General features: G+C 67.8%; 23 protein-coding genes. 14 read left to right on the forward strand and 9 right to left on the reverse strand.

Annotated elements, in window-relative coordinates; translation table 11 throughout:
• Window positions 1-51: 51 nt before the first annotated feature.
• Window positions 52-951: an alpha/beta fold hydrolase gene (locus AAYO93_RS12145; RefSeq protein WP_345761442.1), complete on the reverse strand. Its 900-nt coding sequence runs from the start codon at window positions 949-951 to the stop codon at window positions 52-54.
• Between the two features lie 65 nt (window positions 952-1016).
• Here AAYO93_RS12145 and AAYO93_RS12150 point away from each other — a divergent pair, with 65 nt between their 5' ends.
• A complete protein-coding gene (locus AAYO93_RS12150; RefSeq protein ID WP_345761443.1) occupies window positions 1017-1892 on the forward strand; it encodes a fumarylacetoacetate hydrolase family protein in 876 nt (291 codons plus the stop codon).
• A 98-nt stretch (window positions 1893-1990) separates the two neighbouring features.
• Here the strand turns inward: AAYO93_RS12150 and AAYO93_RS12155 are convergent, their stop codons facing one another.
• The 6 genes from AAYO93_RS12155 to AAYO93_RS12180 form a co-directional block, all read right to left on the reverse strand.
• Complete coding sequence (locus tag AAYO93_RS12155; protein ID WP_345764879.1) at window positions 1991-3445, reverse strand: aspartate ammonia-lyase; 1455 nt, start codon at window positions 3443-3445, stop codon at window positions 1991-1993.
• Between the two features lie 178 nt (window positions 3446-3623).
• Window positions 3624-5015 (reverse strand): aldehyde dehydrogenase family protein, encoded by a 1392-nt coding sequence (locus tag AAYO93_RS12160; protein WP_345761444.1) that lies wholly within the window; start codon window positions 5013-5015, stop codon window positions 3624-3626.
• A gap of 93 nt (window positions 5016-5108) precedes the next feature.
• A complete protein-coding gene (locus AAYO93_RS12165) occupies window positions 5109-5444 on the reverse strand; it encodes a peptidase (protein WP_345761445.1) in 336 nt (111 codons plus the stop codon).
• Window positions 5441-6712 (reverse strand): inorganic phosphate transporter, encoded by a 1272-nt coding sequence (locus AAYO93_RS12170; RefSeq protein WP_345761446.1) that lies wholly within the window; start codon window positions 6710-6712, stop codon window positions 5441-5443. The genes AAYO93_RS12165 and AAYO93_RS12170 overlap by 4 nt, the downstream gene beginning before the upstream one ends.
• Window positions 6713-6830: 118 nt before the next feature.
• Window positions 6831-8441 (reverse strand): carboxylesterase/lipase family protein, encoded by a 1611-nt coding sequence (locus tag AAYO93_RS12175; protein ID WP_345761447.1) that lies wholly within the window; start codon window positions 8439-8441, stop codon window positions 6831-6833.
• Window positions 8442-8537: 96 nt separating this feature from the next.
• Window positions 8538-11153, reverse strand: a complete 2616-nt coding sequence (locus AAYO93_RS12180; protein ID WP_345761448.1) for a DEAD/DEAH box helicase — start codon at window positions 11151-11153, stop codon at window positions 8538-8540.
• A gap of 75 nt (window positions 11154-11228) precedes the next feature.
• Here AAYO93_RS12180 and AAYO93_RS12185 point away from each other — a divergent pair, with 75 nt between their 5' ends.
• The 9 genes from AAYO93_RS12185 to AAYO93_RS12225 are packed head-to-tail and all read left to right on the forward strand — an operon-like array spanning window position 11229 to window position 20019.
• On the forward strand, window positions 11229-12815 hold the full coding sequence (locus AAYO93_RS12185; protein ID WP_345761449.1) for a molybdopterin-dependent oxidoreductase: 1587 nt from the start codon (window positions 11229-11231) through the stop codon (window positions 12813-12815).
• Window positions 12816-12838: 23 nt separating this feature from the next.
• Window positions 12839-14035 (forward strand): ThiF family adenylyltransferase, encoded by a 1197-nt coding sequence (locus AAYO93_RS12190; protein WP_345761450.1) that lies wholly within the window; start codon window positions 12839-12841, stop codon window positions 14033-14035.
• A 42-nt stretch (window positions 14036-14077) separates the two neighbouring features.
• Window positions 14078-15295, forward strand: coding sequence for a molybdopterin molybdotransferase MoeA (locus AAYO93_RS12195; protein ID WP_345761451.1), 1218 nt, complete (start codon window positions 14078-14080; stop codon window positions 15293-15295).
• On the forward strand, window positions 15292-16386 hold the full coding sequence (gene moaCB, locus AAYO93_RS12200) for a bifunctional molybdenum cofactor biosynthesis protein MoaC/MoaB (protein ID WP_345761452.1): 1095 nt from the start codon (window positions 15292-15294) through the stop codon (window positions 16384-16386). The genes AAYO93_RS12195 and moaCB overlap by 4 nt, the downstream gene beginning before the upstream one ends.
• Window positions 16379-16792 (forward strand): molybdenum cofactor biosynthesis protein MoaE, encoded by a 414-nt coding sequence (locus AAYO93_RS12205; protein WP_345761453.1) that lies wholly within the window; start codon window positions 16379-16381, stop codon window positions 16790-16792. The genes moaCB and AAYO93_RS12205 overlap by 8 nt, the downstream gene beginning before the upstream one ends.
• Window positions 16793-16835: 43 nt before the next feature.
• On the forward strand, window positions 16836-17240 hold the full coding sequence (locus AAYO93_RS12210) for a TOBE domain-containing protein (RefSeq protein WP_345761454.1): 405 nt from the start codon (window positions 16836-16838) through the stop codon (window positions 17238-17240).
• A 43-nt stretch (window positions 17241-17283) separates the two neighbouring features.
• The gene (gene modA, locus AAYO93_RS12215) at window positions 17284-18072 is read left to right on the forward strand and encodes a molybdate ABC transporter substrate-binding protein (RefSeq protein ID WP_345761455.1); all 789 of its coding nucleotides are present in this window, start codon (window positions 17284-17286) and stop codon (window positions 18070-18072) included.
• Window positions 18047-18880, forward strand: a complete 834-nt coding sequence (locus AAYO93_RS12220; RefSeq protein ID WP_345761456.1) for an ABC transporter permease — start codon at window positions 18047-18049, stop codon at window positions 18878-18880. The genes modA and AAYO93_RS12220 overlap by 26 nt, the downstream gene beginning before the upstream one ends.
• A complete protein-coding gene (locus AAYO93_RS12225) occupies window positions 18877-20019 on the forward strand; it encodes a sulfate/molybdate ABC transporter ATP-binding protein (protein ID WP_345761457.1) in 1143 nt (380 codons plus the stop codon). Before AAYO93_RS12220 ends, AAYO93_RS12225 begins: the two co-directional genes overlap by 4 nt.
• A gap of 32 nt (window positions 20020-20051) precedes the next feature.
• On the opposite strand, the gene AAYO93_RS12230 is transcribed toward AAYO93_RS12225, so the two are convergent.
• The gene (locus tag AAYO93_RS12230; RefSeq protein WP_345761458.1) at window positions 20052-20303 is read right to left on the reverse strand and encodes a MoaD/ThiS family protein; all 252 of its coding nucleotides are present in this window, start codon (window positions 20301-20303) and stop codon (window positions 20052-20054) included.
• A gap of 102 nt (window positions 20304-20405) precedes the next feature.
• Here AAYO93_RS12230 and AAYO93_RS12235 point away from each other — a divergent pair, with 102 nt between their 5' ends.
• The 3 genes from AAYO93_RS12235 to AAYO93_RS12245 are packed head-to-tail and all read left to right on the forward strand — an operon-like array spanning window position 20406 to window position 22035.
• The gene (locus AAYO93_RS12235; protein WP_345761459.1) at window positions 20406-20999 is read left to right on the forward strand and encodes a sulfite oxidase-like oxidoreductase; all 594 of its coding nucleotides are present in this window, start codon (window positions 20406-20408) and stop codon (window positions 20997-20999) included.
• Window positions 20996-21739 (forward strand): ferredoxin reductase, encoded by a 744-nt coding sequence (locus tag AAYO93_RS12240; protein WP_345761460.1) that lies wholly within the window; start codon window positions 20996-20998, stop codon window positions 21737-21739. Before AAYO93_RS12235 ends, AAYO93_RS12240 begins: the two co-directional genes overlap by 4 nt.
• Entirely contained in the window at window positions 21736-22035 is a 300-nt protein-coding gene (locus tag AAYO93_RS12245; protein WP_345761461.1) for a DUF6510 family protein, read from the forward strand. Before AAYO93_RS12240 ends, AAYO93_RS12245 begins: the two co-directional genes overlap by 4 nt.
• A 219-nt stretch (window positions 22036-22254) precedes the next feature.
• On the opposite strand, the gene AAYO93_RS12250 is transcribed toward AAYO93_RS12245, so the two are convergent.
• Window positions 22255-23883, reverse strand: a complete 1629-nt coding sequence (locus AAYO93_RS12250) for a DUF222 domain-containing protein (RefSeq protein ID WP_345761462.1) — start codon at window positions 23881-23883, stop codon at window positions 22255-22257.
• A gap of 328 nt (window positions 23884-24211) precedes the next feature.
• On the opposite strand from AAYO93_RS12250, the gene AAYO93_RS12255 reads away from it, so the two are divergent.
• Window positions 24212-25684: an SDR family NAD(P)-dependent oxidoreductase gene (locus AAYO93_RS12255; RefSeq protein ID WP_345764880.1), complete on the forward strand. Its 1473-nt coding sequence runs from the start codon at window positions 24212-24214 to the stop codon at window positions 25682-25684.
• Window positions 25685-25686 lie beyond the last annotated feature (2 nt).

The following is a 25686-nucleotide window of genomic DNA, read 5'->3' on the forward strand; positions in this document are numbered from 1 at the left end:
TCGGCTCGTTGGAGCGGGAAGAACCCTGTTCTCGGCGAAAGTGCCTGCGGGTCAGGCCGAAGCGAACAGGGCGAGCATGTCGCGGGCGAGCTGGTTCGGGGCCGTCTCGCAGGGGCTGTGGCCGGTGCGGTACACGGCGAGAGTGGCCGCGATCTGCTGGGCGAACGCCGCATGCAGGTGGGTCGGCCAGAGATCGTGGTTGCCGGTTGCAACGAGCTTGGGGATGGGGTCGGCCGCGACGTCCGCGCGAGTGTCGGGAACCTGCTTCATCAGACCCACGATGTCGTCGACGCTGGAGCGCTTTGTGAGCGCGAACCGTTCGCGCACGAAGGCCAGACGGCTCTGCGGAACCTTGTTCTTGTTCGTGACGATGCCCCAGATCATCAGCCCGGCCCCCTGACGCCCGTTCAGGAACCAGCTCAGCCAGCCGATGGTGCGCACCCCGCGGAAGGCCTGGCCCGGTTCGGGCGGCGTGGTGAGCAGCGTCAGGCTGCGGAACAGCTCTGGATGCTCCACCAGTGCGATCTGGCTGAGGATACCCGCGAAAGAGTAGCCGAGGACATGCGCCGGCGTTCCGGCGCGCAGGAATGCGACGACGTCGGCCACCAGCAGCTCGTAGGTGTAGTGGCCGCCCGGCACGGGCCCCGCGTCAGCGGACTCGTACTGCCCGGCGAGGTCGAAGCTCTGCACGAAGTAGCCGCCCGCGGCGAGAATCGGCGCCAGGAGGTAGAAGTCTTCTTTCGAACCGGTCACCCCCGGGATGAGCACGACGCGGGGATCGCTGGGGTTGCCCAGCGCGAAGGTCGCGAGCCGGCCGCTCGGAGCGTCGAACGTGGAGAAGACCGCGCCGACCGGAGCGATCGACCAGTCGATGTCCGGCAGGCTCGCATCGAGGCGTTCCGCCTCATCGCCTCCGCCCGCGAGCCCGGGCTGCCTTTCTCCGATGGACACACACCCACGCTAGCTGTTTCGACCGACGTTTTCCGGCAGCCGAGCCTGCCCGATAGCCTTGGAGCGTGAGATTCTCGCACCTCAGCTCCGCCACAGATCGCCATCCACGCTTTGCCGCCGTCGTCGGAGACGGGGCACTCTTTCTCGACGAGGTGATGGACGAGGCTCCGCGGGATCTGCAGGAGCTCATCGATCGCGGCGACGAGGGTCTCGCCCACGTCCGCGCCGTCGTCGACAACGCTGTGGCCAACCGGACCGAGCTCGAGCCCGTCCGCGAGTTGCGCCACGCTTCGGCCGTACTGCGCCCGCCGCAGGTGATCGCGATCGGTGCGAACTACGCCGCCCATGCCTCGGAGCTCAAGCTCCGCAGCGAGAAGGCCGCAACGGTCTTCTCGCTCTGGCCGAACTCCCTGGCCGGACACGAGGGCACCACCTCGTGGCCGGAGGACCTCACGACCCAGGTCGACTACGAGGCCGAGCTCGGCGTCATCATCGGCAAGCCCGCGCGCGACGTCCCTGTGCGCGATGCGCTCGACTACGTGTGGGGCTACACGGTCGTCAACGACATCACCGCACGTGACCTGCAGTTCTCCGAAGCGCAGTGGTCGCGCTGCAAATCGTTCGACGGGTTCACCCCGAACGGACCGGTCGTCGTGACCGCCGACGAGATCGCCGACCCGCAGGACCTGTGGCTCACGACCAACGTTGACGGCGCGATCCTGCAGGATGCGTCGACGGCCGACATGGTGCGCAGTGTCGCCGAGATCATCGCATTCCTGTCCCGTTCTGCCACCGTGCAGCCCGGCACGCTCATCTCGACGGGGAGCCCGGGGGGCGCGGGTTACTCCCGCACCCCTCCGGTGTTCCTGCGCGACCGTTCGACCGTGACGGTTTCGATCGGCGGGATCGGCTACCTCACGACGTACTGCCGCGTCACCTGAGCCCGGGCCGAATCGTCCGGGCGTTCATCCGTTCGCCGAAGATCGACACTGAGCACGCTCCGACGCACGATCTCTGGCGAACGGATGCGCCGTTCGGCTTATTTGATGATCGGGATCGACGTGGTGATGGCCTCGAGCCCGCTGAGGCGGGCCGGCGAGAGGAGCTTGGTGACTTCTTCGCGGCTCATCAGGTTGGCCTCGACCACCAGATCGGCGACGTTTCCCCCGGTGAGGAGCGCGGTCTTCGCGAGCGCAGCAGCGGCCGAGTAGCCGATGTGCGGCATCAGCGCCGTGATGACGACGACCGACGAGCCGACCATGGCACCGAGTCGTTCCTCGTTCGCCGTGATCCCGTCGATGCAGTTCACGCGCAGCGTGTGGAAGCCCTGGGTCATCCAGGTGATCGACTGCAGCAGCGAATGCGCGATGACGGGCTCGAACGCGTTGAGCTGGAGCTGGCCGCCCTCGGCCGCCATGGTGACGGTCACATCCGCACCGGCCACCGAGAAGGCGATCTGGTTGACGACCTCCGGGATGACCGGGTTGACCTTGCCGGGCATGATGCTCGAGCCGGCCTGCCGCGGCGGCAGGTTGATCTCGCCGAGACCGGCCTGGGGTCCGCTGGAGAGCAGCCGCAGGTCGTTGCAGATCTTCGACAGCTTGATGGCGGAGCGCTTGAGCGACCCGCTGAACGACATGAAGGCGCCCGCGTCGCTGGTCGACTCGATCAGGTCGGGAGCCGTCTCGAGAGGCAGCCCGGTGATCTCGACGAGGTGGCGGCACGCGGCCGCGGCGTAACCGGGGTCGGCCGTGATGCCCGTGCCGATCGCGGTCGCGCCGAGGTTGATCTCGGCGAGCAGCCACTTGGTCTCGGTGAGACGGGCGTGGTCTTCGGTGAGGGTCGTGGCGAAGCCGTGGAACTCCTGGCCGAGGGTCATCGGCACCGCATCCTGAAGCTGCGTGCGGCCGACCTTCAGCACGTGACGGAACTCTTCACCTTTGCGCGCGAACGAGTCGCGCAGCAGCGCGAGCTCGTCAAGCAGGTGAGAGAGGGCGAACGTGAGCGAGATCTTGATCGCCGTCGGGTACGTGTCGTTCGTGCTCTGGCTGCGATTGACGTCGTCGATCGGGTGCAGATACTGGTACTCGCCCTTGGCGTGGCCGTCGAGCTCGAGGCCGATGTTGGCGATGACCTCGTTGGCGTTCATGTTGGTGGACGTGCCTGCACCGCCCTGCATCACGCCGACGACGAACTGGTCGTGAAAGCGGCCGTCGATGATGAGCTGGCAGGCGCGGTCGATGAGGTCGGCCTTGTGTGCGTCGAGGACGCCGATCTCGAGGTTCGCCCGCGCGGCGGCCTGCTTGACGCTCGCGAGCGCGACGATGAGGTCGGGGTAGACGGAGATCGGTCGCTTGGCGATCTGGAAGTTCTCGAGGGCCCGTGAGGTGTGCACGCCCCAGTAGGCGTCGACCGGGATGTCGCGGGAACCGAGCGAATCGCTTTCGGTCCGGACGGGCCCGTGCTCTGCTGTCGGTGTCGGAACGTCGGACACGTTCTCAGACGCGTCGATGATGGGGATCGGGGTGGTGCGCGGGGGCGTTGCGGTACTGCCGGGGGTGTTCACTTTTGGCTCCATTGCCTGTCGTTGTGCGGTGGCATCGTGTTTCGTCGTCGGCGTGCTCGTGGCTGCCGACGAGTCGACTTTAGCGCGCGAACCTCGGGACATGGTGTCAGCCGAGCTTCCTGAGCAGACCTCGGATGAACCGGTCTTTTCCGGCTGTGTACGGGGGCGAGATCAATCGGATGGTGTCTGGCTTCAGCGGCTTGCTGAGCACGGCTTTCTCGTGGCTGAACGTCCGAATCGAGTGGTCGCCGTGGTAGCCGCCCGTTCCACTCTCGCCGACGCCGCCGAAGGGCAGGCCGGGCACGATGAGATGCGCTGCAGGGATGCCGAATCCGATGGCTCCCGAGCTCGTCTCGGTGAGGAAGCGGCGGCGGACCTTGTCGTTCTCGCTGAAGACGTAGAGAGCGAGAGGCTTCTCCCCCGCCGTGATCTGGCGGATGGCGTCGTCGAGCCCGCTGACGGTGACGATGGGCAGGATCGGGCCGAAGATCTCGTCCTGCATGATCGGCGCATCGCGGGGGACGTCCGCGAGCACGGTCGGCGCGAGGTAGCGGGATGCCGTGTCAGTGCTTCCGCCGACCACAGCGCGTCCCGAGTCGAGCAGCCCGGTCAGCCGTTCGAGGTGCTGCTCGTTGACGATGCGGCCGTAGTCCGGGTTGACGGCGGGATCGTCGCCGTACAGTTCGCGGGTGGCGGCGGCCAGTGCGGGCTCCAACCTGCGAGCGACCTCAGCCGTGGCCAGGAGGTAGTCGGGCGCGACACAGGTCTGGCCGGCGTTCATGAACTTGCCCCAGGCGATCCGTCTCGCCGCGGCCTCGATGTCGACGGTGTCGTCGACATAGACCGGCGACTTGCCGCCCAGTTCGAGCGTGACCGGCGTCAGGTTGGCGACCGCGGCCGCCATCACGATGCGTCCGACCCGGCTGTTGCCGGTGAAGAAGATGTGGTCGAAACGCTGTGCGAGGAGTTCGGTGGTCTCGGCGACACCGCCCTCGACCACGGCGAACGCGCGCTGGTCGAGGTACTGCGGCACCAGGCGCGCGATCGTCGCGGAGGTCGCCGGCGCGAGTTCGCTCGGCTTCATCACGACGGCGTTGCCCGCCGCGATCGCGCCCACCACCGGCGCGAGCAGCAGCTGCACAGGGTAGTTCCAGGGCGCGATGACGAGGACGACCCCGAGGGGTTCGCGGATGACGGATGCGCGGGCCGGCATCACCGCGCCCGGCACGCGGACCGCGCGGGGGCGCAGCCAGGAGCGCAGGTGCTTCAGCGCGTGGTCGATCTCGCCGACGACGAAGCCGATCTCGGCGAGCTGGGCCTCGGTGGGGTTCTTGGCGAGGTCGCTGTGCAGCGCTTTCTCGAAGTCGCTCCCGTGCTCGATGAGCATGCGCCGGAGTGCTTTCAACTGGTCGACACGCCAGGCGAAGGGCTTCGTGGTCCCGGCCTCGAACGTCGAACGGAGGCCGGCAGCAGTGCCGGCGATCTCGCCGTGGGTCATGCACCAATCCTAGGTCCGCCAGAGGCATGAACCGGGCAGACGGAGTGGCGTGTGAACGGCACTCGAACGGCCATTCTGTCTAACGGAACCTCGTTACTGGTGGAAGTACGGGACGATGAGGTAGATGCCGTAGAGCACCGCAGCTCCGCAGAGGATGAAGCAGGTGTAGGCGCCCAGCAGCGCCGCACGTTTCTGCCCGTCTGTCAGAGGGTTCTTCTTCGCCGCCTTGCGTTGCCGTTTCGCGGCTGCGGCGGCCTCCGCGGCGGTCACGACGGTGATCGCATCCGTGAACTCCACGGGATCGACCTGTGGTGCTCGGCCCGCAGCCGCCAGCAGTCGGGTACCCAGCGAGTAGAGCCCGACGACGACGCAGGTCGAGACGAGCGAGGCGAACGCCACCGACAAGAACGATCCCCAGTCGATGATCATGCGCGCTTCTCCTCAGCGTCGCGCTCAGTGTCGCGCTGGGTGTCGCGCGGCCGCATGCGCTGCTTCGGCCTCTTCAGCGGCTTGACCTTCTTGATCTTCACGACCGCGCCCGACTGGGCGACCTCGCTCACGCCGGTCACGCCGGACACCGGGCCGCCGGGGCTGACCGCGTTCGAACTGTCAACGCGGTTGCGGTTCGAGATGATGAAGATGGCGACGATGACGATGACGCCGACCACCATGTCGACGAGGATTCCGATCGGACCGAAGCTCGCGATCCAGGCCGCGACCCCGCCCACGACGGCTGCAGAGGGAAGGGTCAGCAGCCAGCCGACACCGATTCGGCCTGCCATGCCCCAGCGCACCGATGCGCCGCGGCGGCCGAGGCCCGAGCCGATCACCGAACCGGATGCGACCTGGGTGGTGGAGAGGGCGAAACCGAGGTGACTCGACGCGAGGATGGTCGCCGCCGTGCTCGTCTCAGCCGCGAAGCCCTGCGCGGGCTTGATGGCGGTGAGTCCTGTTCCGAGGGTGCGGATGATGCGCCAGCCGCCGGTGTAGGTTCCGAGCGCGATGGCAAGCGCGCAGGCCGTGATCACCCAGAGTTCGGGTCCGCTCCCGGTCGGCTGCAGGCCGGCCGAGATCAGCGTGAGGGTGATGACACCCATGGTCTTCTGCGCGTCGTTGGTGCCGTGGGCGAGCGCGACGAGGGACGACGAGAAGATCTGCCCGACGCGGAAGCCGCCGCGGCCATCCGGTCTCCCGTCATACCGCCTGGTGACCGCATATGCGAGCTTCGTCGCCGCATAGGCCACGAGGCCGGCGGTGAAGGGCGCGATGATCGCCGGCAGGATCACCTTGTCGAGCACGACGACGAAGTCGACGGCCTGGAGGCCGACGCCGACGATCGTCGCACCGATGAGACCTCCGAACAGCGCGTGGCTTGAACTCGAGGGAAGACCGAAGAGCCAGGTCACCATGTTCCAGATGATCGCGCCGATCAGGCCGGCGAAAATCAGTTCCGGTGTGATCTGGACCCCGCCGGGCCCCTCTTTGATGATGCCGCCCGAGATCGTCTTCGCGACCTCCGTCGACAGGAAGGCGCCGACGAGGTTGAGCACAGCTGCAAGGGCGACAGCGACCTTCGGCCGCATCGCTCCGGTCGCGATCGGCGTCGCCATGGCGTTCGCGGTGTCGTGGAAACCGTTCGTGAAGTCGAAGAACAACGCGAGCACGATGACCAGCACGACGATGAGGGTGAGATCCACCAGCGCCCTTCTCGTGGAATACCGGGCGTAATTCACCAGGATTTCATGCAAACCGACCGGCGTCGTTCGACAACCACGACGATACTCACATGCCACGCCGCGATGGTCAAACTCGTTCTCAGACGTGCGGCACGAACTCCTGCCAGGCGACCCGTTTCGTGGCACGCGGATCCGACTCGATCCGGTCGTGCGTGTCGATGATCAGGGTGAGTCGGTAGTCGTCATCCGACGCGGCGTCGTAGCGCGGCCACGCCGGATCGCGCGGACCGGGCGCCAGGTCCGCTTCTGCCGGGAGCGGGCCGTCGGGGTCGCCGGTCGCAGCGAAGGCGAGCCACCGCCGCTGCAGCCGTTCGCCTGCCGCGATGAAGGCCCGTCTGCCTCCGAGGGCGGTCATTGCGCGTCCGAACAGCGAATTCATCCGGTCGAAGACCGCGAACAGCTCCAGTCCGTGGGTAGCGTCGAATCCGAGCACCCGGATCAACCTCGGAGCAATGTCGAACCGATAGAAGTGCACCGGCGCGAACTGTGCGTGCCGCTCACCCACCTTGATGCTCGGGTACCAGAACGAGTAATCGCCGCCGAAGTCCGCGGCGGGCCGGCGGTCCGGCAGTCCCGGGTACTCGCGCTTGATCGCCTTGCGCGTCTTCTTGCGGGTCCGGGAGAAGATCGCCCGGATGCGCGCCGGGGACGTCGCGAGGATGTCGAGCCGCCCTATGAAAAGCGACCCCTCGCGGTCGTTGGTCCCGATGATGAGCGGCACCGGATGCGCATCCCCGCTCTTGAACGCGTCGAGCGGCCGCATCGGCAGGTAGTCACCGTCGATCACGGGACAGAGGCAGATGGTTCCCGGGTTCTCATCCGGTGTCCGGAGCTGAAGGGCAGTGGTCGCGCGCACGATGGCGGCGGTGCCGGCGTGTTCCAGCAGAGTGACCGCATCTTCGGGCGTCGTCGATTCGACGCTCGCCGGGACGACTTCGGCGCTCAGCAGTTCGACGAATTCGCCCGCCCACTTCGCGGTCAGGTCGGGAAGGTACAGCGCGTTCGGCGGCGCGCTCTGGGCGATGGCGCGGTGGAACAGCCCGCGCGCCGCCGGGGTCGTCATCAGCGTGGTCACCGCGTTTGCACCGGCCGATTCGCCGAACACCGTCACCCTGCCGGGGTCACCGCCGAACGACCGTATGTTGTCGCGCACCCATTCGAGCGCGGCCACCTGGTCGCGGAGTCCCAGGTTGCTCTCGAATGGGCGCTCGGGAGTCGAGTAGCGGGTGAAGTCGAGGTAGCCGAGCGCGCCCAGCCGGTAGTTCATCGCGACGTAGACGATCCCGCCACGTCGCGCGAGAGTTTCGCCATTGCGCGGAACGGAACCGATCGAGCCGACGCTGTAAGCGCCGCCGTGGATGAACACCATCACCGGCGCCGGCTCGGCATAGCCGCCTTCACGCCTGAGCACCTCCAGCGTGAGGCAGTCCTCCCCCATCGGCGTCCCCGGCTTCGCACCGAGGAACTGTCCACGGTGCGCCTGCGGCGACACTTTGCCGTGCTCGGCCGCAAGACGCACGCCCTCCCACGGGACCACCGGCTGCGGAGCGCGAAAACGCAGCCGCCCGATCGGCGGGGCTGCGTAGGGGATGCCGCGCCACGCATCCAGGCCCCGCTCGCGAACACCGCGGACGATTCCGCCGGACACCGGCACTTCGAGCGAAGAGGTGGTGCGCGTCTCGACGGTCACCCTCCGAGAGTAGACCGCGGACGCTGGATGCTGCGCCCCCCATCGCCTTTGAATCGGCTCCATCCCGCGTGCGCCGGGGCGGACCGGGACGCCAGGTCAGAGCCGATCGACGGCACGCACCCGGATGACGGCGACTCCGGCCTCTGCAGAAGCCCGAAGGTCGACATCGGCGGAGATCCCCCAGTCGTGGTCGCCCTCCGGGTCGGCGAAGATCTGCCGCACCCGCCAGGTCCCCTCGGCCGCTGCCGGGGTCTCATCCACGATGATCATCGCCGAGCTGCGCGCGTCCGCGTCCGTTCCGATCGCATCGTGTTCCGCGAAGTAGGCGTCGAGCGCATCCGCCCAGTCGAGTGCGGTGAAGCTCGGAACCGCCGCAGCGCTCACGCCGACCCCAGCCGCATCCGAACCGGACGCCGCCGCTTCCGCCTCGAGCGCGCCGAGTTCTTCGAACTTGTCGAGCGCAGCCAGCTGCACCCGGCGGAACAGTTCGTTGCGCACCAGCACCAGGAACGCACGCCGATTCGTCGTCACATTCTTCGGCGCCGGCGGTGCGATCGCCGACGCCTCGGCCGCATGCCGGGTCGCATCGGGATGCACGAGCTCCTCCCACTCGTCGAGGAGGCTCGAGTCGACCTGCCTGACGAGTTCGCCCAGCCACTCGACGATGTCGCGGAGGTCGTCGTTGCGGAGGTCGGACGGAACAGTCTGCCCGAGCGCCCGGTACGCATCCGACAGGTAGCGGAGTACAACGCCCTCGGAGCGCGCGAGTTTGTAGAAGGCGATGAACTCGCCGAACGTCATGGCGCGTTCGTAGAGGTCGCGGACCACCGACTTCGGGCTCAGCTCGAAGTCGTTCACCCACGGCTGGCTGCTCGCGTACGTCTCGAACGCCGCGGTGAGCAGTTCGTCGAGAGGCTTCGGATGCGTCACCTCCTCGAGCGCTTCCATGCGCTGGTCGTACTCGATCCCTTCGGCCTTCATCGCTGCGACGGCTTCTCCGCGTGCCGCGAACTGCTGCGCCGAGAGCACCGGGCGCGGATCGTCGAGCGTCGCCTCGACGACCGAGATGACGTCGAGCGCATACGTCGGGTTCGGCGCATCCTCGGTGCCGCGGTCGAGCAGCTCGAACGCGGCGAGCGCGAAGGGCGACAGGGGCTGGTTGAGTGCGAAGTTCGGCTGCAGGTCGACGGTGAGGCGGATGGCCTTGGTGCCGTCGCCCGCATCCACCGCCTCGACGACACCCGCCGTCAGCAGCGTGCGGTAGATGCCGAGAGCGCGACGGGCGAGTGCGAGCTGACGGCGCCACGGTTCGTGGTTGTCGAAGACGAGCGCCCGGACATGCGCGAACACGTCGCCGCCGCGCGCGACGACATTGATGATCATCGCACTGGTGATCTGCATGCTCGAGGTCAGGGTCTCCGGCTGGGCCTCGACCAGCTTCCGGAATGACGGTTCGCCCCACGAGACGAAGCCCTCCGGAGCCTTCTTGCGGACGATCTTGCGCCGCTTCTTCGGGTCGTCCCCCGCCTTCTCGATCGCTTTCAGGTTCTCCGTCTCGTGCTCGGGAGCCTGCACGACCACGGTCCCGGCCGTGTCGAAGCCGGCGCGGCCCGCGCGTCCGGCGATCTGGTGGAACTCGCGGGCGTTCAGCTGCCGCATCCGCACGCCGTCGAACTTGGTCAGCGCCGTCATCAGCACGGTGCGGATGGGCACGTTGATGCCGACGCCGAGCGTGTCCGTTCCGCAGATCACGCGGAGCAGGCCGCGCTGCGCGAGCTGCTCGACGAGGCGGCGATACTTCGGGAGCATCCCGGCATGGTGCACACCGATACCCGCCCGGATCAGCCGGGACAGGGTTTTACCGAAGCTCGTCGTGAAGCGGAACTCCCCGATCAGGTCTGCGATCGCATCCCGTTGCTCCCGGCTGGCGATGCGCGCGCTCGACAGCGCCTGAGCGCGTTCCAGCGCGGCGAGCTGCGAGAAGTGCACGATGTAGACCGGCGCCTGCCCGGTGCTCAGCAGCTCCTCGACGGTCTCGTGCACGGGAGTCGTCTCGTAGTAGTAGTGCAGCGGCACGGGCCGCTCCACGCCGGTCACCGTCGCGGTCTCACGACCCGTGCGGCGCGTCAGGTCCTCGGCGAGCGCGGTGACGTCGCCGAGGGTCGCCGACATCAGCACGAACTGCACCCTCGGCAGGGTCAGCAGCGGCACCTGCCACGCCCATCCGCGATCCGGGTCGGCATAGAAATGGAACTCGTCCATGACGACCTGGCCGACCGGAGTGTCCGCACCGTGACGCAGTGCCAGGTTGGCGAGGATCTCCGCTGTGCAGCAGATGATCGGCGCGTCCGGGTTCACGGCGGAGTCTCCGGTCATCATCCCGACGTTCTCCGCGCCGAAGATGTCGACCAGCGAGAAGAACTTCTCCGACACGAGTGCTTTGATCGGCGCCGTGTAGAACGTGCGGACGCCGCGGGCCAGCGCTGCGAAATGCGCGGCGACGGCGACCAGGGATTTTCCTGTCCCGGTCGGTGTGCTCAGGATCAGGTGCGCGCCCGAGACGATGTCGATGACCGACTCGTCCTGGGCCGGGTAGAGGCTGATGCCCCCCGACTCGACCCAGGTGACGAACACTTCGTAGACAGCGTCCTCGTCTGTTGATGGAAGGTCGGAGACGGAGAGGATGCTGGGCTGCGGGAGGGCGAGTGCCATGATGCTTCAAGACTGGCATGCATCCACACGCAGCATCCACGTCATAAGCACAGCATTCGCTCGTAGGCTCAGTGCATGGTGGTGCGAGACTCCCCCGCGCAGAGTTCTGCGCCCCCGACTCAGCCTGCACCCCGGCGCGCTCCGTGGTGGCTCGCCGCCGCCGTCGGCATCGCCGCAGTACTCGCCGGCATCGGTGCAGCAGAGCTGGTGAGCTCGTTCCTCGCCCAGAACGGCAGCCCGATCCTCGTGGTCGGGGCAGCCGTCATCGACCTCGTGCCGGCGTGGCTCAAAGAGGCCGTGATCTCCGTCTTCGGCACCAACGACAAGGCCGTGCTCATCATCAGCCTGGCGCTCGTGCTGCTGGTCGGGGCCGCTCTCGCCGGAATCGTCGAGGAGAGGCGACCGCCGTGGGGGCGCATCCTGATCATCGCGGGTGGCGCTCTCGGCGTGCTGGCCGCGCTCACCCGGGCGCAGGCATCTCTCTGGGACGCGGTGCCGTCCCTGGTCGCCATGGTGGTCGCCGCCGTCCTGCTCACCGTGCTCATCCGGATGCTGCACGGCACGATGCCCACCCGCGTGGCGCCGAACGGCAGCGTCACACGTCGCAGATTCGTCACCGCCACGGGAGCGACGGCAGGCCTCGGCATCCTCGGCATCGTGCTCGGGCAGTTCATCTCCGCCGGGTACCGGGCCGCGACCACGGCGCGCGCCGCCTTCCACCTGCCCGCACCGGCCTTGCCCGCCGCCCCCATCCCCGCCGGCGCATCGTTCGCAGTGCCGGGACTTTCGCCGATCATCACGCCGAACGGCCAGTTCTACCGCATCGACACGGCGCTGCAGATCCCCGGGATCGACCCGTCCGCGTGGAAACTGAAGATCACCGGCATGGTCGAGAACGAGGTCGAGCTCACCTTCGCGCAGTTGCTCGCCCTGCCTCTCGAAGAGAGCACGACCACCCTCACCTGCGTCTCGAACGAGGTCGGCGGAAACCTGATCAGCAATGCGACCTGGCTCGGCTACCCCATCCGCCACCTGCTCGCCCAGGCCAAGCCGACCTCGAAGGCCGACATGGTCCTCTCGCGCAGCCAGGACGGCTGGACGGCGAGCACTCCCCTCGAGGCCCTGACCGACGACCGCAACGCGATCCTCGCGGTCGGAATGAACGGCCAGCCGCTCCCGCTCGAGCACGGCTACCCGGTTCGGATGGTGGTCCCGGGCCTGTACGGCTACGTATCGGCCACGAAATGGGTGGTCGAACTCGACGTCACCCGCTTCGACCAGGTCACCTCCTACTGGACGGATCGCGGCTGGTCCGAACGCGGACCGGTGAAGCTGTCCTCCCGGATCGATGTTCCGTCCGGCGGCACGACCGTGAAGGCCGGCGACGTGGTCGTGGCCGGCGTCGCCTGGTCGCAGCATGTCGGCGTCAGTCGCGTGCAGGTCCAGGTCGACGGCGGTTCGTGGAACGACGCGACCCTCGCCGATGCGATCTCGGTCGACACCTGGCGGCAGTGGAAATGGGTGTGGCCGGCCGATTCCGGGCACCACACACTTCGTGTCCGGGCGACGGACAACACCGGCATGGTGCAGACGTCGAAGGAGGCGGATGTCGTACCGAACGGCGCAACGGGCCTTCACGAGATCTCGGTGTCGGTCGGCTGACCGGCGAACGTAGGGTGGATGCCATGAGCGAAGAACAGCGTCCCCCCGGACCGCTTGTGGAGCCCGGACCCGCACTGTCGGCCACGCGGCTCGAACGCTACTCCCGCACGCTCGCCCTGCCCGGATTCGGCGACGAAGCGCAGCGGCGCATCCGTGCTGCCCGCGTTCTCATGATCGGGGCGGGCGGACTGGGAAGCGCCGTCATCCCGGCTCTCGCCGCAGCCGGGTTCGGCACCATCGGCGTCGTCGACGCGGATGCGGTCGAGTCCAGCAATCTCCCCCGCCAGACGATCCACACCCCGGCGGATGTCGGTCGCTCGAAGGTCGCGTCCGCCCGGGACACCATCACCGAGCTCGACCCGGAGACGCGGATCGTGCCGGTCGGCGCCATGCTCGACTCGTCGAACGCCCTCGAACTCTTCGCCGATTTCGACCTCGTGCTCGACGGGAGCGACAACTTTCCCACCCGGTACCTCGTCGATGACGCCGCAACCCTCGTCGGAATCCCGGCCGTCTGGGGAGCCGTGCACCAGTTCGGCGGTCAGGCGGGCGTCAGCTGGGCGCAGTACGGCCCGACCTATCGCGACCTCTTTCCCGTTCCGCCCGAACCCGGATCGGTCGCCAGCTGCGAGGACGCCGGAGCCCTTCCTTCCGTCTGCACCGTCATCGGCGGCCTCATGGTCACCCAGGCGATCGCGCTCGTGACCGGGATCGGGGAGCCGCTCCTCGGGCGAGCGATCGTTCATGACGGGCTGCGGGGAACCTTCCGCGAGGTCCGGTATGAGCGGGATCCTCTTGCCGAACCGATCGTCGGACTGATCGACTACGACCTCTTCTGCGGGATCCGACCCCCGTCGTCGCTCTCGCTCGTCGAGCGGACCGGCGGCGGGCTGAGCATCCAGGCCTTCCAGGAACTGATCGCGCGCGGCGAGAAGATCACCCTCATCGACGTGCGGGAACCGTGGGAGGCTCAGCTCGCCTCCATCCCCGGTTCCGCCCTCGTCCCGCTCGGCGAACTCGAGGCCGACCTGGAGGAAGACGCCGAAGGGGTCGCGACCGCCCTGCGCGACGCGAGCGTCGTCATCTACTGCCACTACGGACCGCGTGCCGAACGCGCTCGGCGCCTACTGATCGAGGCCGGCGTCGCCGACACCGTCGTCCTGGTCGGCGGTATCGACGCCTGGGCACGCGAGGTCGACCCGGAGATGATGCGTTACTGAACGCGCCTCTCGGCGAGTGCGCGCCTGCGCGATACTGAACGCATGACGCCCGCAGCGACCGTCGACGACCACGCCATGCTCATCGACCGACTCCTCGCCCCCGTGATCGGCTCACTCGGCTCCGAAACCGTCGCGCTGCCGGCAGCCCTCGGGCGCGTGACGTCGACGGACATCCACAGCGACGTCGATCTCCCTCTCTTCCGCAACTCGCAGATGGACGGATTCGCAGTGAGGGCGAGCGATGTCGCCACCGCTCCGATCGCACTCGAGGTCACCGGTGACATCCCCGCGGGGCACGCGTCGCCGGTCACGCTGATCCCGGGCACCGCGCTCCGGATCATGACCGGCGCTCCGATGCCTGAGGGCGCAGACGCCGTCGTCCCCGTCGAAGACACCGAACTCGTGCTCGGACGCGACGATGGGCTCGAAGGGGCGATCGTCACCATCGCGCGAGGGCGAGAGGCCGGGGAATTCGTCCGCGAACGCGGCAGCGATCTGCGGCGGGGCGACCTGCTGATCGCCGCCGGCACCCGGCTCGCGCCGCGGCACCTCGCCGCCCTTGCCGCAGCGGGGGTCGGCTCAGTGGATGCGCGGAGACGGCTGAGGGTGGGCGTGATCACCACCGGCGCAGAGCTCGTCGCCGTCGACGAAGAACTCGCACTCGGCCGGATCTTCGATGCGAACCGGATCGCTCTGACAGCCGGCATCATCGACGCCGGCGCCGTCGTCTCCGTCGCAACGAGCAGCGATGACGATCCCCGCACCTTCCGCCACATCCTCGACGACGTGGTAGGCGCATCCGATCTCGTCATCACCTCCGGCGGCGTCTCCAAGGGGGCGTTCGAAGTCGTCAGGGAAGTTCTCGAACCGCTCGGCGCTTCCGTCGGCTCCGTCGCCATGCAGCCCGGCGGACCACAGGGGACCGCTGTCCTCGACGGCGTACCGATCGTGTGCTTTCCCGGCAACCCCGTGAGCACGCAGGTCTCGTTCGCGGTCTTCCTCGCGCCGGTCCTCCGGCGGGTTGCCGGCCTCCCCCCGGAGACGAGGGAATCGCGGGTCCTCGCGGCTGCGGTCGAGTCCGTCGCAGGCAAACGGCAGTTCCTGCGTGGCATCGCCGACGACGACGGGACCGTTGCGGTGGTCGCGGGTCCGAGCTCGCACCTCGTCGCTGCGATGGCGCTGGCCAACGCGCTGATCGACATCCCCCACGACACGACACGCCTCGAAGCCGGAGAGAAAGTGACAGTGTGGATGCTGTGAACAGTGACAACACCGGTGAGGCGCTCTCGCACATCGACTCCGAAGGCCGTGCGCGCATGGTCGACGTCAGCGGCAAGGCGGAGACGGCACGCGTGGCGATCGCGCGTGGCCGGGTTCAGACCACTGCCGACGTGGTCGCACTCGTGCGGGCGGACGGACTCCCGAAGGCGGATGTGCTCGCGACCGCACGCATCGCAGGGATCGCGGGAGCCAAGCGGACGTCCGACCTCATCCCGCTCTGCCATCCGCTGCCCCTGACCGGGGTCTCCGTGATCTTCGAACTCGGCGAATCCACGATCGACATCGAAGCCATCGCCAAGACGACCGGGCGCACCGGTGTGGAGATGGAAGCACTGACCGCCGTCGCCATCGCCGGACTCACGCTGCACGACATGATCAAGGCCGTGGATCCGGGGTCGACGCTCACCGACATCCGTCTCGACTTCAAGAGCGGCGGCAAGCGCGGCCGCTGGGAACGCGGGCGCACGGAATCGTCGGATGCGGCGGCCGGCACGGATGCTGCGGCTGACACGGATGCTGCGGCTGCGGCTGACACGGCAGGTGCGGAACATGCAGGACCCCGGCGCCGCACGGCACGCGTTCTCGTCGCTTCGACCCGCGGTGCCAGCGGCGAGCGCCAGGACACGACCGGACCTGTCATCGTCGACTGGCTCACCGCCCACGGCTTCACCACGGTTCCCGCACTAGTCGTGGCCGATGCCGACATCGCCGGCGCCCTGGCCGACGCGGTGCGCGATCAGCCATCCGTCATCATCACCACCGGCGGCACCGGCGTCTCTCCCACGGACGCGACTCCCGAGGCGACCGCTGCGGTGCTCGACCGCGAACTCCCGGGCGTCGCCGAAGCGCTTCGGGCACGTGGCATGGCCAGCACGCCGGCTGCCGCGCTGAGTCGCGGTCTCGCGGGCACCTCAGGACGCACCGTCATCGTCAACCTCCCTGGATCGCGGGGCGGTGTCGCCGACGGACTGGAGGTGCTCGACGGGGTGCTCGCCCATCTGGTCGATCAGGTGTCCGGTTCGGCCAGGCACGATGAACGATCGGCCCACTACGGTCAGCACCATGACTGACGTCGTCGCGCGGATCACCGCCGAAGTGATCCGACCGGGCGATCTCGACGACGTCGTGCTCTCACCGGCGAACGGCGCGCTGGTCGGATTCCAGGGGATCGTGCGCGACCACGACGGCGGTCGCGGCGTCAGCCTTCTTGAATACCAGGCCCATCCCGATGCCGAGCAGTTCCTTCTCGAGTGCTGTCGCGCCGTCTCCGACAGCACCGGACTACCCGTCGCCGCCATTCACCGGGTCGGCTCCCTCGCTGTGGGCGACCTCGCGCTCCTCGCCGTCGTCGCCGCGCCGCACCGCGCCGAAGCGTTCGCCGCGTGCGCCGCCCTCGTCGAGCGGATCAAAGCGGATGTGCCGATCTGGAAACGCCAGCATTTCGCCGACGGCATCTCGGAGTGGGTGGGGCTCTAACTTTCCGTATCGCATCCGCAGATTCGGCTCTACGATGTGATTCATGCCGCAGATTCGGGTTAAAGACGCCGCGCTGTACCTCGGAGTGAGTGACGACACCGTTCGGCGGTGGATCGAAGCCGGCACCATCGAGAGCAGTCGCGACGACGCCGGGCGCACCGTCGTCGACGGTCTCACCCTCGCCCAACTGGCCCGCAGCAATGCCGTGCTTCCCGCGGATCCCTCCGAGGTCGGCCGCTCCGCCCGCAACAGGTTCGTCGGGCTGGTCACCAACATCGTGACGGACACTGTCATGGCGCAGGTCGAGCTGCAATGCGGCCCGCACCGGGTCGTGTCCCTCATGAGCAGCGAAGCCGCTCGCGAACTCGGTCTCGAACTCGGTTCCGTCGCGATCGCCGTCGTCAAAGCCACCACCGTCATCGTCGAAACACCTCTCGGAAAGGACTGAACGGATCCGCGCCACCACCATCCCCGCCCGTGCTGGACGCCGTGTGCGCACCGTCATCGGAGCGGTGTCCCTCGCGGGCGCCCTCGCCGTCGGTGTGACTGCCTGCTCCGGGTCGGCCGGCACGACACCGACCCCGGCCGCATCCACCTCGGAGCTCAGCGGGTCGATCACCGTCTTCGCCGCCGCATCCCTGACCAAGACCTTCACCGAGATCGGCGACGACTTCCAGAAAGCGAACCCCGGCGCGACCGTGACGTTCTCGTTCGCCGGTTCGAGCGACCTCGTCTCCCAGATCAAGGAGGGAGCCCCCGCCTCGGTCTTCGCATCGGCTGACGAAGCCAACATGAAGAAGGTCATCGACGCCGGTCTCGCCAGTGGAACTCCGGTCGATTTCGCCACGAACGTGCTCGCCATCGCGGTCCCCCCGGGCAATCCTGCCAAGATCACCGGTTGGAACGACCTCGCCAAACCCGGCGTGAAAGTAGTGGTCTGCGCTCCGCAGGTGCCGTGCGGCGCCGCGACGGTGAAGGTCGAGCAGTCGACGGGCGTGACGCTGCATCCTGTCAGCGAGGAATCGTCGGTCACCGATGTGCTCGGCAAAGTGAGCTCCGGTGAAGCCGATGCCGGCATCGTTTACGTCACCGATGTCACAGGCGCAGGTTCCAGTGTCGAGTCCGTTCCGTTCCCCGAGGCTGCTGGTGTCGTGAACACCTACCCCATCGCCGTGCTGAAAGGATCGCCGAACGGCAAGGTCGCCGACGCCTTCGTCGAGTACGTCACCGGCCCCGAAGGACAGAAGGTGCTGAATGCCGCAGGCTTCGGTAAGCCGTAGAACGGCGGAACGCTTCGGCGTCCCTCGGTGGATCATCGGCGTCGCCGTCGTCGGCGCCCTCTTCATCCTGCTCCCGCTGGTCGCCCTGGTGACCCGGGTCGACTGGTCGAACTTCATCCCCCTGATCACCTCCCCGTCCTCGATCGATGCGCTTCTTCTGAGTTTGCGGACCTCACTGGTCGCGACCATCCTCTGCATCGTCCTGGGTGTGCCGATGGCGATCGTCCTCGCCCGGACGACCTTCCGTGGTCAGCGGATCGTGCGCGCACTCGTTCTGCTGCCCCTCGTGCTGCCTCCGGTCGTCGGCGGCCTCGCATTGCTGTACCTGTTCGGTCGTCGCGGCCTCCTCGGGTCCACCTTCGATTTCCTCGGGATCACCATCGCCTTCAGCACCACGGCTGTCATCCTCGCCCAGACCTTCGTGGCGCTGCCGTTCCTCGTCCTCAGCCTCGAGGGTGCCCTCCGTTCGGCGGGAACGCGCTTCGAAGCCGTCGCCGCCACCCTCGGCGCGCGACCGAGCACGGTGTTGTGGCGGGTCACCCTCCCACTCGTCCTCCCCGCGGTCATCTCCGGTGCCGTCCTCTCCTTCGCCCGCGCGCTCGGTGAGTTCGGTGCCACGCTCACCTTCGCCGGAAGCCTCCAGGGCGTCACACGCACCCTGCCGCTGGAGATCTATCTGCGTCGCGAAACCGATCCCGACGCCGCCGTCGCCCTCTCCCTCGTGCTCGTCGTCGTCGCCATCATCGTCGTCGCCGTCGCCCACGGTGCGGCCGAGCCCGCCAGGACCCGGCTGAGGGATGCGCGGTGAGCCTCCGTTTCGATGCCCGGCTGCGGGAGCGCGGCTTCGACATCGCACTCGCGGTCGCCGACGGCGAGACCCTTGCCGTGCTCGGACCGAACGGAGCCGGCAAGTCGACACTCCTCGGGCTGCTCGCAGGTCTCGTGCGGCCGGATGACGGAAATGCGACCCTCGGTGAACGCATCCTGTTCGACTTCGCGGAGACTCGGCAGACCTGGCTCGCATCCCACCGCCGCGGTGTCGCCCTCCTCGCCCAGGAGCCGCTGCTGTTCCCCCATCTCAGCGTGCGAGCGAACGTCGCCTTCGGGCCGCGCAGCACCGGTGCATCGCGATCCGACGCCGCCGCACGTGCCGAGCATTGGCTCGCCGAGACGGAGACCCTGGAGCTCGCCGACCGCAAACCCGGGGAACTGTCCGGGGGGCAGGCACAGCGCGTGGCCATCGCGCGTGCACTCGCGGCGGAACCGCAGCTGCTTCTGCTCGACGAACCTCTCTCCGCCCTCGATGTCGCGGTGGCGCCCACCATCCGGAGGATGCTCCGCCGCGTCATCGCCGATCGCACCACCATCGTCGTCACCCACGACCCGCTCGACGCGTATCTCCTGTCCGATCGCGTCGTCGTCGTCGGCACCGGTTCCATCGTCGAAGAAGGACCCACCCGTGCCGTACTCGAGCGACCCCGTGCCGAATTCACCGCACAGCTCGCCGGAGTGTCTCTCCTCACCGGTCGGCGCACCGCATCCGGTCTCATCACCGACGACGGTGTTGCGATCATCGCCGTCGATTCGAACCGAGTGAGCGTCGACAGCGGCGCAGTCGGGTCAGGGATCCGGCCGAGCGGCGACGTGGGGGTCGCTCCGACTTCGGGGGCTCGCGTCACCGCCGCGTTGAGACCCTCCGCCGTGCGCGTCGACCTGCCCGGCAACCGGACTGCGTCTGTCGCTTCTGCATCTGTCGCTTCGGAGGGCACGAATGTCCTCCACGCGACCGTTCGCGACCTCGAACCGCACGGCGACCTCGTGAGGGTGCGCACCGAGTGGCTGTCCGCGGATGTGACACCCGGACGTGTCGCCGATCTCGACCTCGCTCCCGGTACCCGGGTCGTACTGTCGTTCTCTGCGACCGACGTCGATCTCTATCCGGCCTGAGCGGTCCGGCCTGAGCCGCCCCGGGGTGTGGGTCAGCCGCCCGCGAACGGAGGCAGCACATCCACTGTCTCGCGGATCGTCCGTGACGGATCGCGGCTGACCACCGCATCCACCAGGAACGAACCCGAACCCATCACCCGCTCCATCGGCTCCCCGTAGCGATTCGCGAGCTCCGTGCGCAGAGCCGCGACCGTCGGTTCGTCGAGCGTTATCGTCTCGTCGTCGCGTCCGGCCGCATCCGCAGCCGCCGCGAAGTAGCGAACCACCACTGTCGTCTGCGTCACACCTTCACCATAGACCGGCAGTGGCGTGTGCGAATAAGCTGCCAATGATCCGCAGGGCACCGTGTGTGCCCCCTTCAGCCACCTCGCAGTGAGGAGCGAACCATGGGTATCATCTCGAACGGCTTTCTCGGTCGTCGCCGAACAGACGACCCCCGTCTCCCACCCGGCCAGTACCTCACCGAAGGGTTCCCCGTGCTCTCGGCCGGGCCGACCCCGAAAGTCGCCAAAGCCGAATGGGAATTCACCATCACCAACGAGACCGGGAAAGTGTACCGGTGGAGTTGGGACGAGTTCATGGCGCTGCCGCAGGATGATGTCAGCACGGACATCCACTGCGTCACCAGCTGGTCGAAGCTCGGCACGAGCTGGCGCGGTGTGAAGCTCGACACCCTTTTCGAAAGCGTCGACAGCGATTGCGAGTACACCATGGCGCACTCGTACGGCGGTTACACCACCAACGTCCCGCTGGCGGACCTGCTGGACGGGAAAGCCTGGGTCGCGCACCAGTTCGACGGAAAAGACCTCGCCCCGGAGCACGGCGGCCCTGCGCGTCTGCTGGTGCCGCACCTGTACTTCTGGAAGAGCGCCAAATGGGTTCGCGGCCTCGAAATGCTTCGACGCGACGAGCCCGGTTTCTGGGAGCAGAACGGCTACAACATGTATGGCGACCCGTGGCGGGAAGAACGCTATTGGTGACCAGCAGCTGGAAGGTGGCGGATGTCGTCGCCGTCCACGAGGAGACCTCGAACGCACGGACCCTTCGCCTGCGCGTCCCGAAGCTCATGGGGCATCTTCCCGGACAGCATGTCGACGTGAGGCTCACCGCTCCCGACGGGTACCAGGCCGTACGGTCGTACTCGGTGGCGTCTGCGCTTCCCTCGGATGAGCTCGAGATCACCGTCGAGGAGCTTCCGGACGGTGAAGTCTCGCCCTATCTCGTGCACGGTGTGTCCGTCGGAGATCAGCTCGAAGTCCGCGGGCCTGTCGGCGGATGGTTCGTATGGCATGCCGACGACGCCTCGCCGACCCAGCTCATCGCCGGCGGTTCCGGGGTCGTTCCGCTCATGTCGATGATTCGCGCACACGCCGTGTCTGCCAGTGTCGCCCCCTTCCGGCTCCTGTACTCCGTGCGGAACCCCGACGGCGTCTTCTATCGTGGCGAACTCGCCAGCCTGGCGATGCCCGGTGGTGCCACCCCGTTGGAGATCACGTATGTGTACACCCGCGCGGTTCCGGACGGATGGCCGACACCGCCCGGACGACTGGATGCTGATCTCCTCGCCCGCAGCGTTCTTCCCGCTGCGGAGAATCCCGCGTTCTTCATCTGCGGGGCCACCGGATTCGTCGAAACCGTGTCGGACTGGCTCGTGCAGGCCGGGCATGATCCCGACCGCATCAAGACCGAACGCTACGGCGGGATCGGAGGAGCATCGTGAGCGAACTCGTGGAGGACTTCGCGCGGCAGGACTTTCCGCGCAAGGACTACATGGACGGTAACGCCGCAGCGGGGGTATTCTCGGACATTTTCAGTGCGGACATCACCAGCGCTCGTGGCCAGTGCGCGAGTTGCGGAAACGAGGCGGTCGTCGCTGCCGCCCGGTTGTATCCGGATGACCACGGCATGCTGCTTCGCTGCGCCGTCTGCGAAAGCATCCTGGTGCGGGTTGTCGAGACCGATCACTCGACGTGTCTTGATCTGCGTGGGCTGACCTTTCTGGAGATCTTCGCCTGACGGCCGGTGAACATCTGGGTGCGGCCGCTGACTGATCGGTTGCAGTGCAAGGCGGTGGATACCGGCCCGGTCCTCGCAGTTGTGCCACCACTGTGGCGCGGGCCAACGAGCGTGGATAAGCACACCGGCGCACGTCAACACAATGCCACCAGTTCACGGGCGCGTTCACGGTGCCGCGGCATGAGTAGTCGGCGGGGCCAGCGATGCGGCATCGTCGAGTCATGGTGGTGCGCTTTCGGGGAGGCGGAGTCGTCCGCCTCGGCGCGGTGTCCGGGTTGGGTCGTGGTGGGCGGGTGGGGTGAACCAGGGGGTGTTGTCCCGGATGTGAATGTCCCAGCCGTCGTCGTGCACCCGATGATGATGCTGCGAACACAACAGGATCCCGTTGTCCAGGTCGGTCGGGCCGGTATCGCGGTCCCACCAGCGGATGTGGTGCGCTTGCGCGTAGGAGGGTGGGTGGGGGCAGCCGGTCCAGGCGCAGCCGTCGTCGCGTTCGGCGAGAGCAAGTTTCTGTGCCGGGGTGAACAGCCGTTTGCTGCGGCCCAGGTCGAGGACTTCACTGTTCCCGCCGAGGACCATCGGGATCAGCTGGGCGTCGGCGGCGAGCCGACGGGCGGTGCCGGCGCTGACCGGGGTGGGGACTTCGTCGATCTCGGCGGTGCCGTCCCCGCTACGCAGGTCATCCAACCCGACCCGGACGATCATGGTCACCGGCGGCCGTGACCCGGGGGTGCTGCAGCCGGCCAGGTGCCGGAAGGCGTCGACCGCCCCATCCGACCGCACCTGTGCCAGGGTGCGCGACTCCGGCATCACCGGTGTTGTCTCACCGGCAGAATCATCGAGTTCGGTGTCGTCCCGGAAATGCACCCCGGCAATCGGTGGCTGCTGACGGTCGCGAGCTGTCCGGTAGTCCTGGCTGACGTAGGCGGTGAGTTGCGGAAGCACATGCCCGGCGGACTCGGCGTCGAGGTACCAGTTGATGTGGGTCATCCCGTCTCGGGTGGTGCTGATCGTCAACGACCGGCGGCGGCGCTGCATCTGTTCGCGGGGTTCGGTGCCGTCCTGATCGAGCCGCTCCCGCACCTGGACGGCCAGTTTGCCCAGCTGCTCCACCGTCAACCCGGGCGCATGCTCGATCAGCACCCGTTCGCCCATCGCCCGCTCGTCCAGGCTGCAGCCGGGCCCGGTCTTCCCCAGTTCCCGGATCATCACCGCCGCTTGCTCCACCGACACCCGCGGACGCAGTCCATCGGCAACGTCCCTGGCGTCATCGCCAAGGTTCGCGGCGTCACCGCTGACCGGGTCGTCTCCGTGCTCCGAGCCAGCACCATTGCCGAGCAGCGCCTGGGCGAGATCGGGGAACTCCGCCGGCAGTTCCTCACCCTGCAGGGTGTGCCGGGGTGCTGTCGCGCGGGCTACTCCACATAACTGCCGGGCAGCCGGCAGTGGTGTCTTCCACAGTTCGGCCAGCAGCGACTCGACATTCGGATGCCCGGCCGCCTGCACCGGATCCGACTCCGGATCGAACGAACGCTCCCGTTCGAGCGCGGCGATCCGGTGCAGCGCCACCGCATCCACCGCCGACCGCACCGCACCCAGGACAGCCAACGACCGCACGAGCTTCTGCGCACTGGTCAGACCCAGCGCATCCTCTCCAGCACGCGCATCCACCCCGATTCGCGCATCCACACCAGTACGCGGATCCACGACGGCACGCGCATCCACCCCAGCACGCCCATCCGCGCCTGCTCCGCCATCCGCCTCGGCACCCGCACTCGCCTCGAGTGCGCGCAGCGCCTCGACGGCGGCGGCGAGCCGGTCGAGGTCAGCGTGCGGTGGGAAGGTCATGACTCAACTCAACCAGCAGCCACCGACATTCGAAGCCGCCAATAAACATCCCTGACCAGCTATTTTGCCTGTGGATAACTTCCGAATACCGACAATTGTGGAGGAGAGGATGAAATCCCCGGTCACGCACACAGGCACCCGCTCAGGCGGTCGCGAGTAGAATCCTCCGGTGCTGCACGAGACCCCCGCCGACCCGACAGAATCCGCCGACGACCCCGCGAACCGGGACGGCGCGGCGCCATCGGCGAGCACCCGGGCCCCGGACGCGCAGGCGACCACCGGCCCGAACGCAGCGTCAGCAACGGCCGAGTCCGAGCACCCCCAGCCGATCGACCCCGCAGACCTCGCGACGACACTCCGCGTCCTGGCCGCGATGCAGGACCTCGACGAGGACAGCGACACCTTCATCACCGTCCGCCGCGCGACAGCCCACATGTTCAAGGCCGTCAAGAAGGCCCGCCGACGGGAACTCCGTGACGCCGTCCAGGATGCCGACCGCGCTGTCGTCGCAGCGACGGCAACAGGTGCGCCGGACCGCATCGACGACGAGACCCGCGGAATCCACCTGGCGATCACGACGGGCGCGCCCACCGCCGGCACACTCATCAAGTCCCGCGCCTGCTACATCTGCAAGAAGCACTACACGCTGGTCGATTCCTTCTACCACCAGCTCTGCCCGGACTGCGCTGCCTTCAGTCACCTGAAGCGCAACGCCCGCACGGATCTCACGGGCAAACGCGCACTGCTGACCGGCGGTCGCGCGAAGATCGGGATGCACATCGCACTCCGGCTGCTGCGCGACGGCGCACACACGACGATCACGACCCGGTTCCCGCGTGACGCGGTCCGGCGATTCTCCTCGCTTCCGGATGCGCCCGAGTGGCTGCACCGCCTCCGTGTGGTCGGAATCGACCTGCGTGACCCTGCACAGGTCGTCGCCCTCGCGGACTCGGTCGCAGCACAGGGTCCCCTGGACATCCTGATCAACAATGCGGCCCAGACAGTCCGCCGCTCCCCCGGCTCGTACTCGCTGCTGGCGGATGCGGAGAGCCAGCCTCTTCCGGATGGTCCCCTCCCCGAGATGGAGACCTTCGGTCACACGAACGACCCCCACCCGCACGCGCTCGAAGCATCCGTCGCCAGCCACCCCATCCTGTCGGTCGCCTCCCTCGCGGGCACGATCGCCGAAACGGCCGCACCGGTCCTGACGGCAGACGACCTGGCCGCCCTCGCGATGGCTCCGGGCTCGTCGTCCCTGGCGCGCCATGCCGACGGAAGCGCGATCGACGCGGGCGGCCTCGTGCCCGACATCAACCATGTGAACAGCTGGACGCAGAACATCGAGGACGTCGATCCTCTCGAGATGCTCGAAGTCCAGCTCTGCAACACGACGGCGCCGTTCCTGCTGATCAGCCGACTCCGCGCATCGATGGCCGCGACGGAGCACCACCGCTCGTACGTCGTGAACGTGTCCGCGATGGAGGGCGTCTTCGGCCGACGCTACAAGGGTCCCGGCCATCCGCACACGAACATGGCGAAAGCGGCTCTCAACATGCTCACCCGCACGAGCGCGCGTGAGATGTTCGAGGCGGACGGCATCCTGATGACCAGCGTCGACACGGGCTGGATCACCGACGAACGCCCTCATTTCACGAAGGTCCGCCTGGCGGAGGAGGGCTTCCACGCGCCCCTCGACCTGGTCGACGGGGCGGCTCGCGTATACGACCCGATCGTGCGCGGCGAAGGCGGCGAGGATGTCCACGGGGTGTTCCTGAAGGACTACCGCGTCTCCGCATGGTGATG

This window comes from Diaminobutyricibacter sp. McL0608 (assembly GCF_039613825.1).
GTDB lineage: Bacteria > Actinomycetota > Actinomycetes > Actinomycetales > Microbacteriaceae > Diaminobutyricibacter.

Bases quoted from the DNA above. Each gene is read 5' to 3' on its own strand.
- AAYO93_RS12195 (WP_345761451.1), top strand. From the start codon at position 14,078: ATGACGCCCGCAGCGACCGTCGACGACCACGCCATGCTCATCGACCGA.
- AAYO93_RS12180 (WP_345761448.1), bottom strand. From the start codon at position 11,153: ATGGCACTCGCCCTCCCGCAGCCCAGCATCCTCTCCGTCTCCGACCTT.
- AAYO93_RS12205 (WP_345761453.1), top strand. From the start codon at position 16,379: ATGACTGACGTCGTCGCGCGGATCACCGCCGAAGTGATCCGACCGGGC.
- AAYO93_RS12250 (WP_345761462.1), bottom strand. From the start codon at position 23,883: ATGACCTTCCCACCGCACGCTGACCTCGACCGGCTCGCCGCCGCCGTC.
- AAYO93_RS12220 (WP_345761456.1), top strand. From the start codon at position 18,047: ATGCCGCAGGCTTCGGTAAGCCGTAGAACGGCGGAACGCTTCGGCGTC.
- AAYO93_RS12210 (WP_345761454.1), top strand. From the start codon at position 16,836: ATGCCGCAGATTCGGGTTAAAGACGCCGCGCTGTACCTCGGAGTGAGT.
- AAYO93_RS12185 (WP_345761449.1), top strand. From the start codon at position 11,229: ATGGTGGTGCGAGACTCCCCCGCGCAGAGTTCTGCGCCCCCGACTCAG.
- AAYO93_RS12165 (WP_345761445.1), bottom strand. From the start codon at position 5,444: ATGATCATCGACTGGGGATCGTTCTTGTCGGTGGCGTTCGCCTCGCTC.
- AAYO93_RS12160 (WP_345761444.1), bottom strand. From the start codon at position 5,015: ATGACCCACGGCGAGATCGCCGGCACTGCTGCCGGCCTCCGTTCGACG.
- AAYO93_RS12190 (WP_345761450.1), top strand. From the start codon at position 12,839: ATGAGCGAAGAACAGCGTCCCCCCGGACCGCTTGTGGAGCCCGGACCC.
- AAYO93_RS12235 (WP_345761459.1), top strand. From the start codon at position 20,406: ATGGGTATCATCTCGAACGGCTTTCTCGGTCGTCGCCGAACAGACGAC.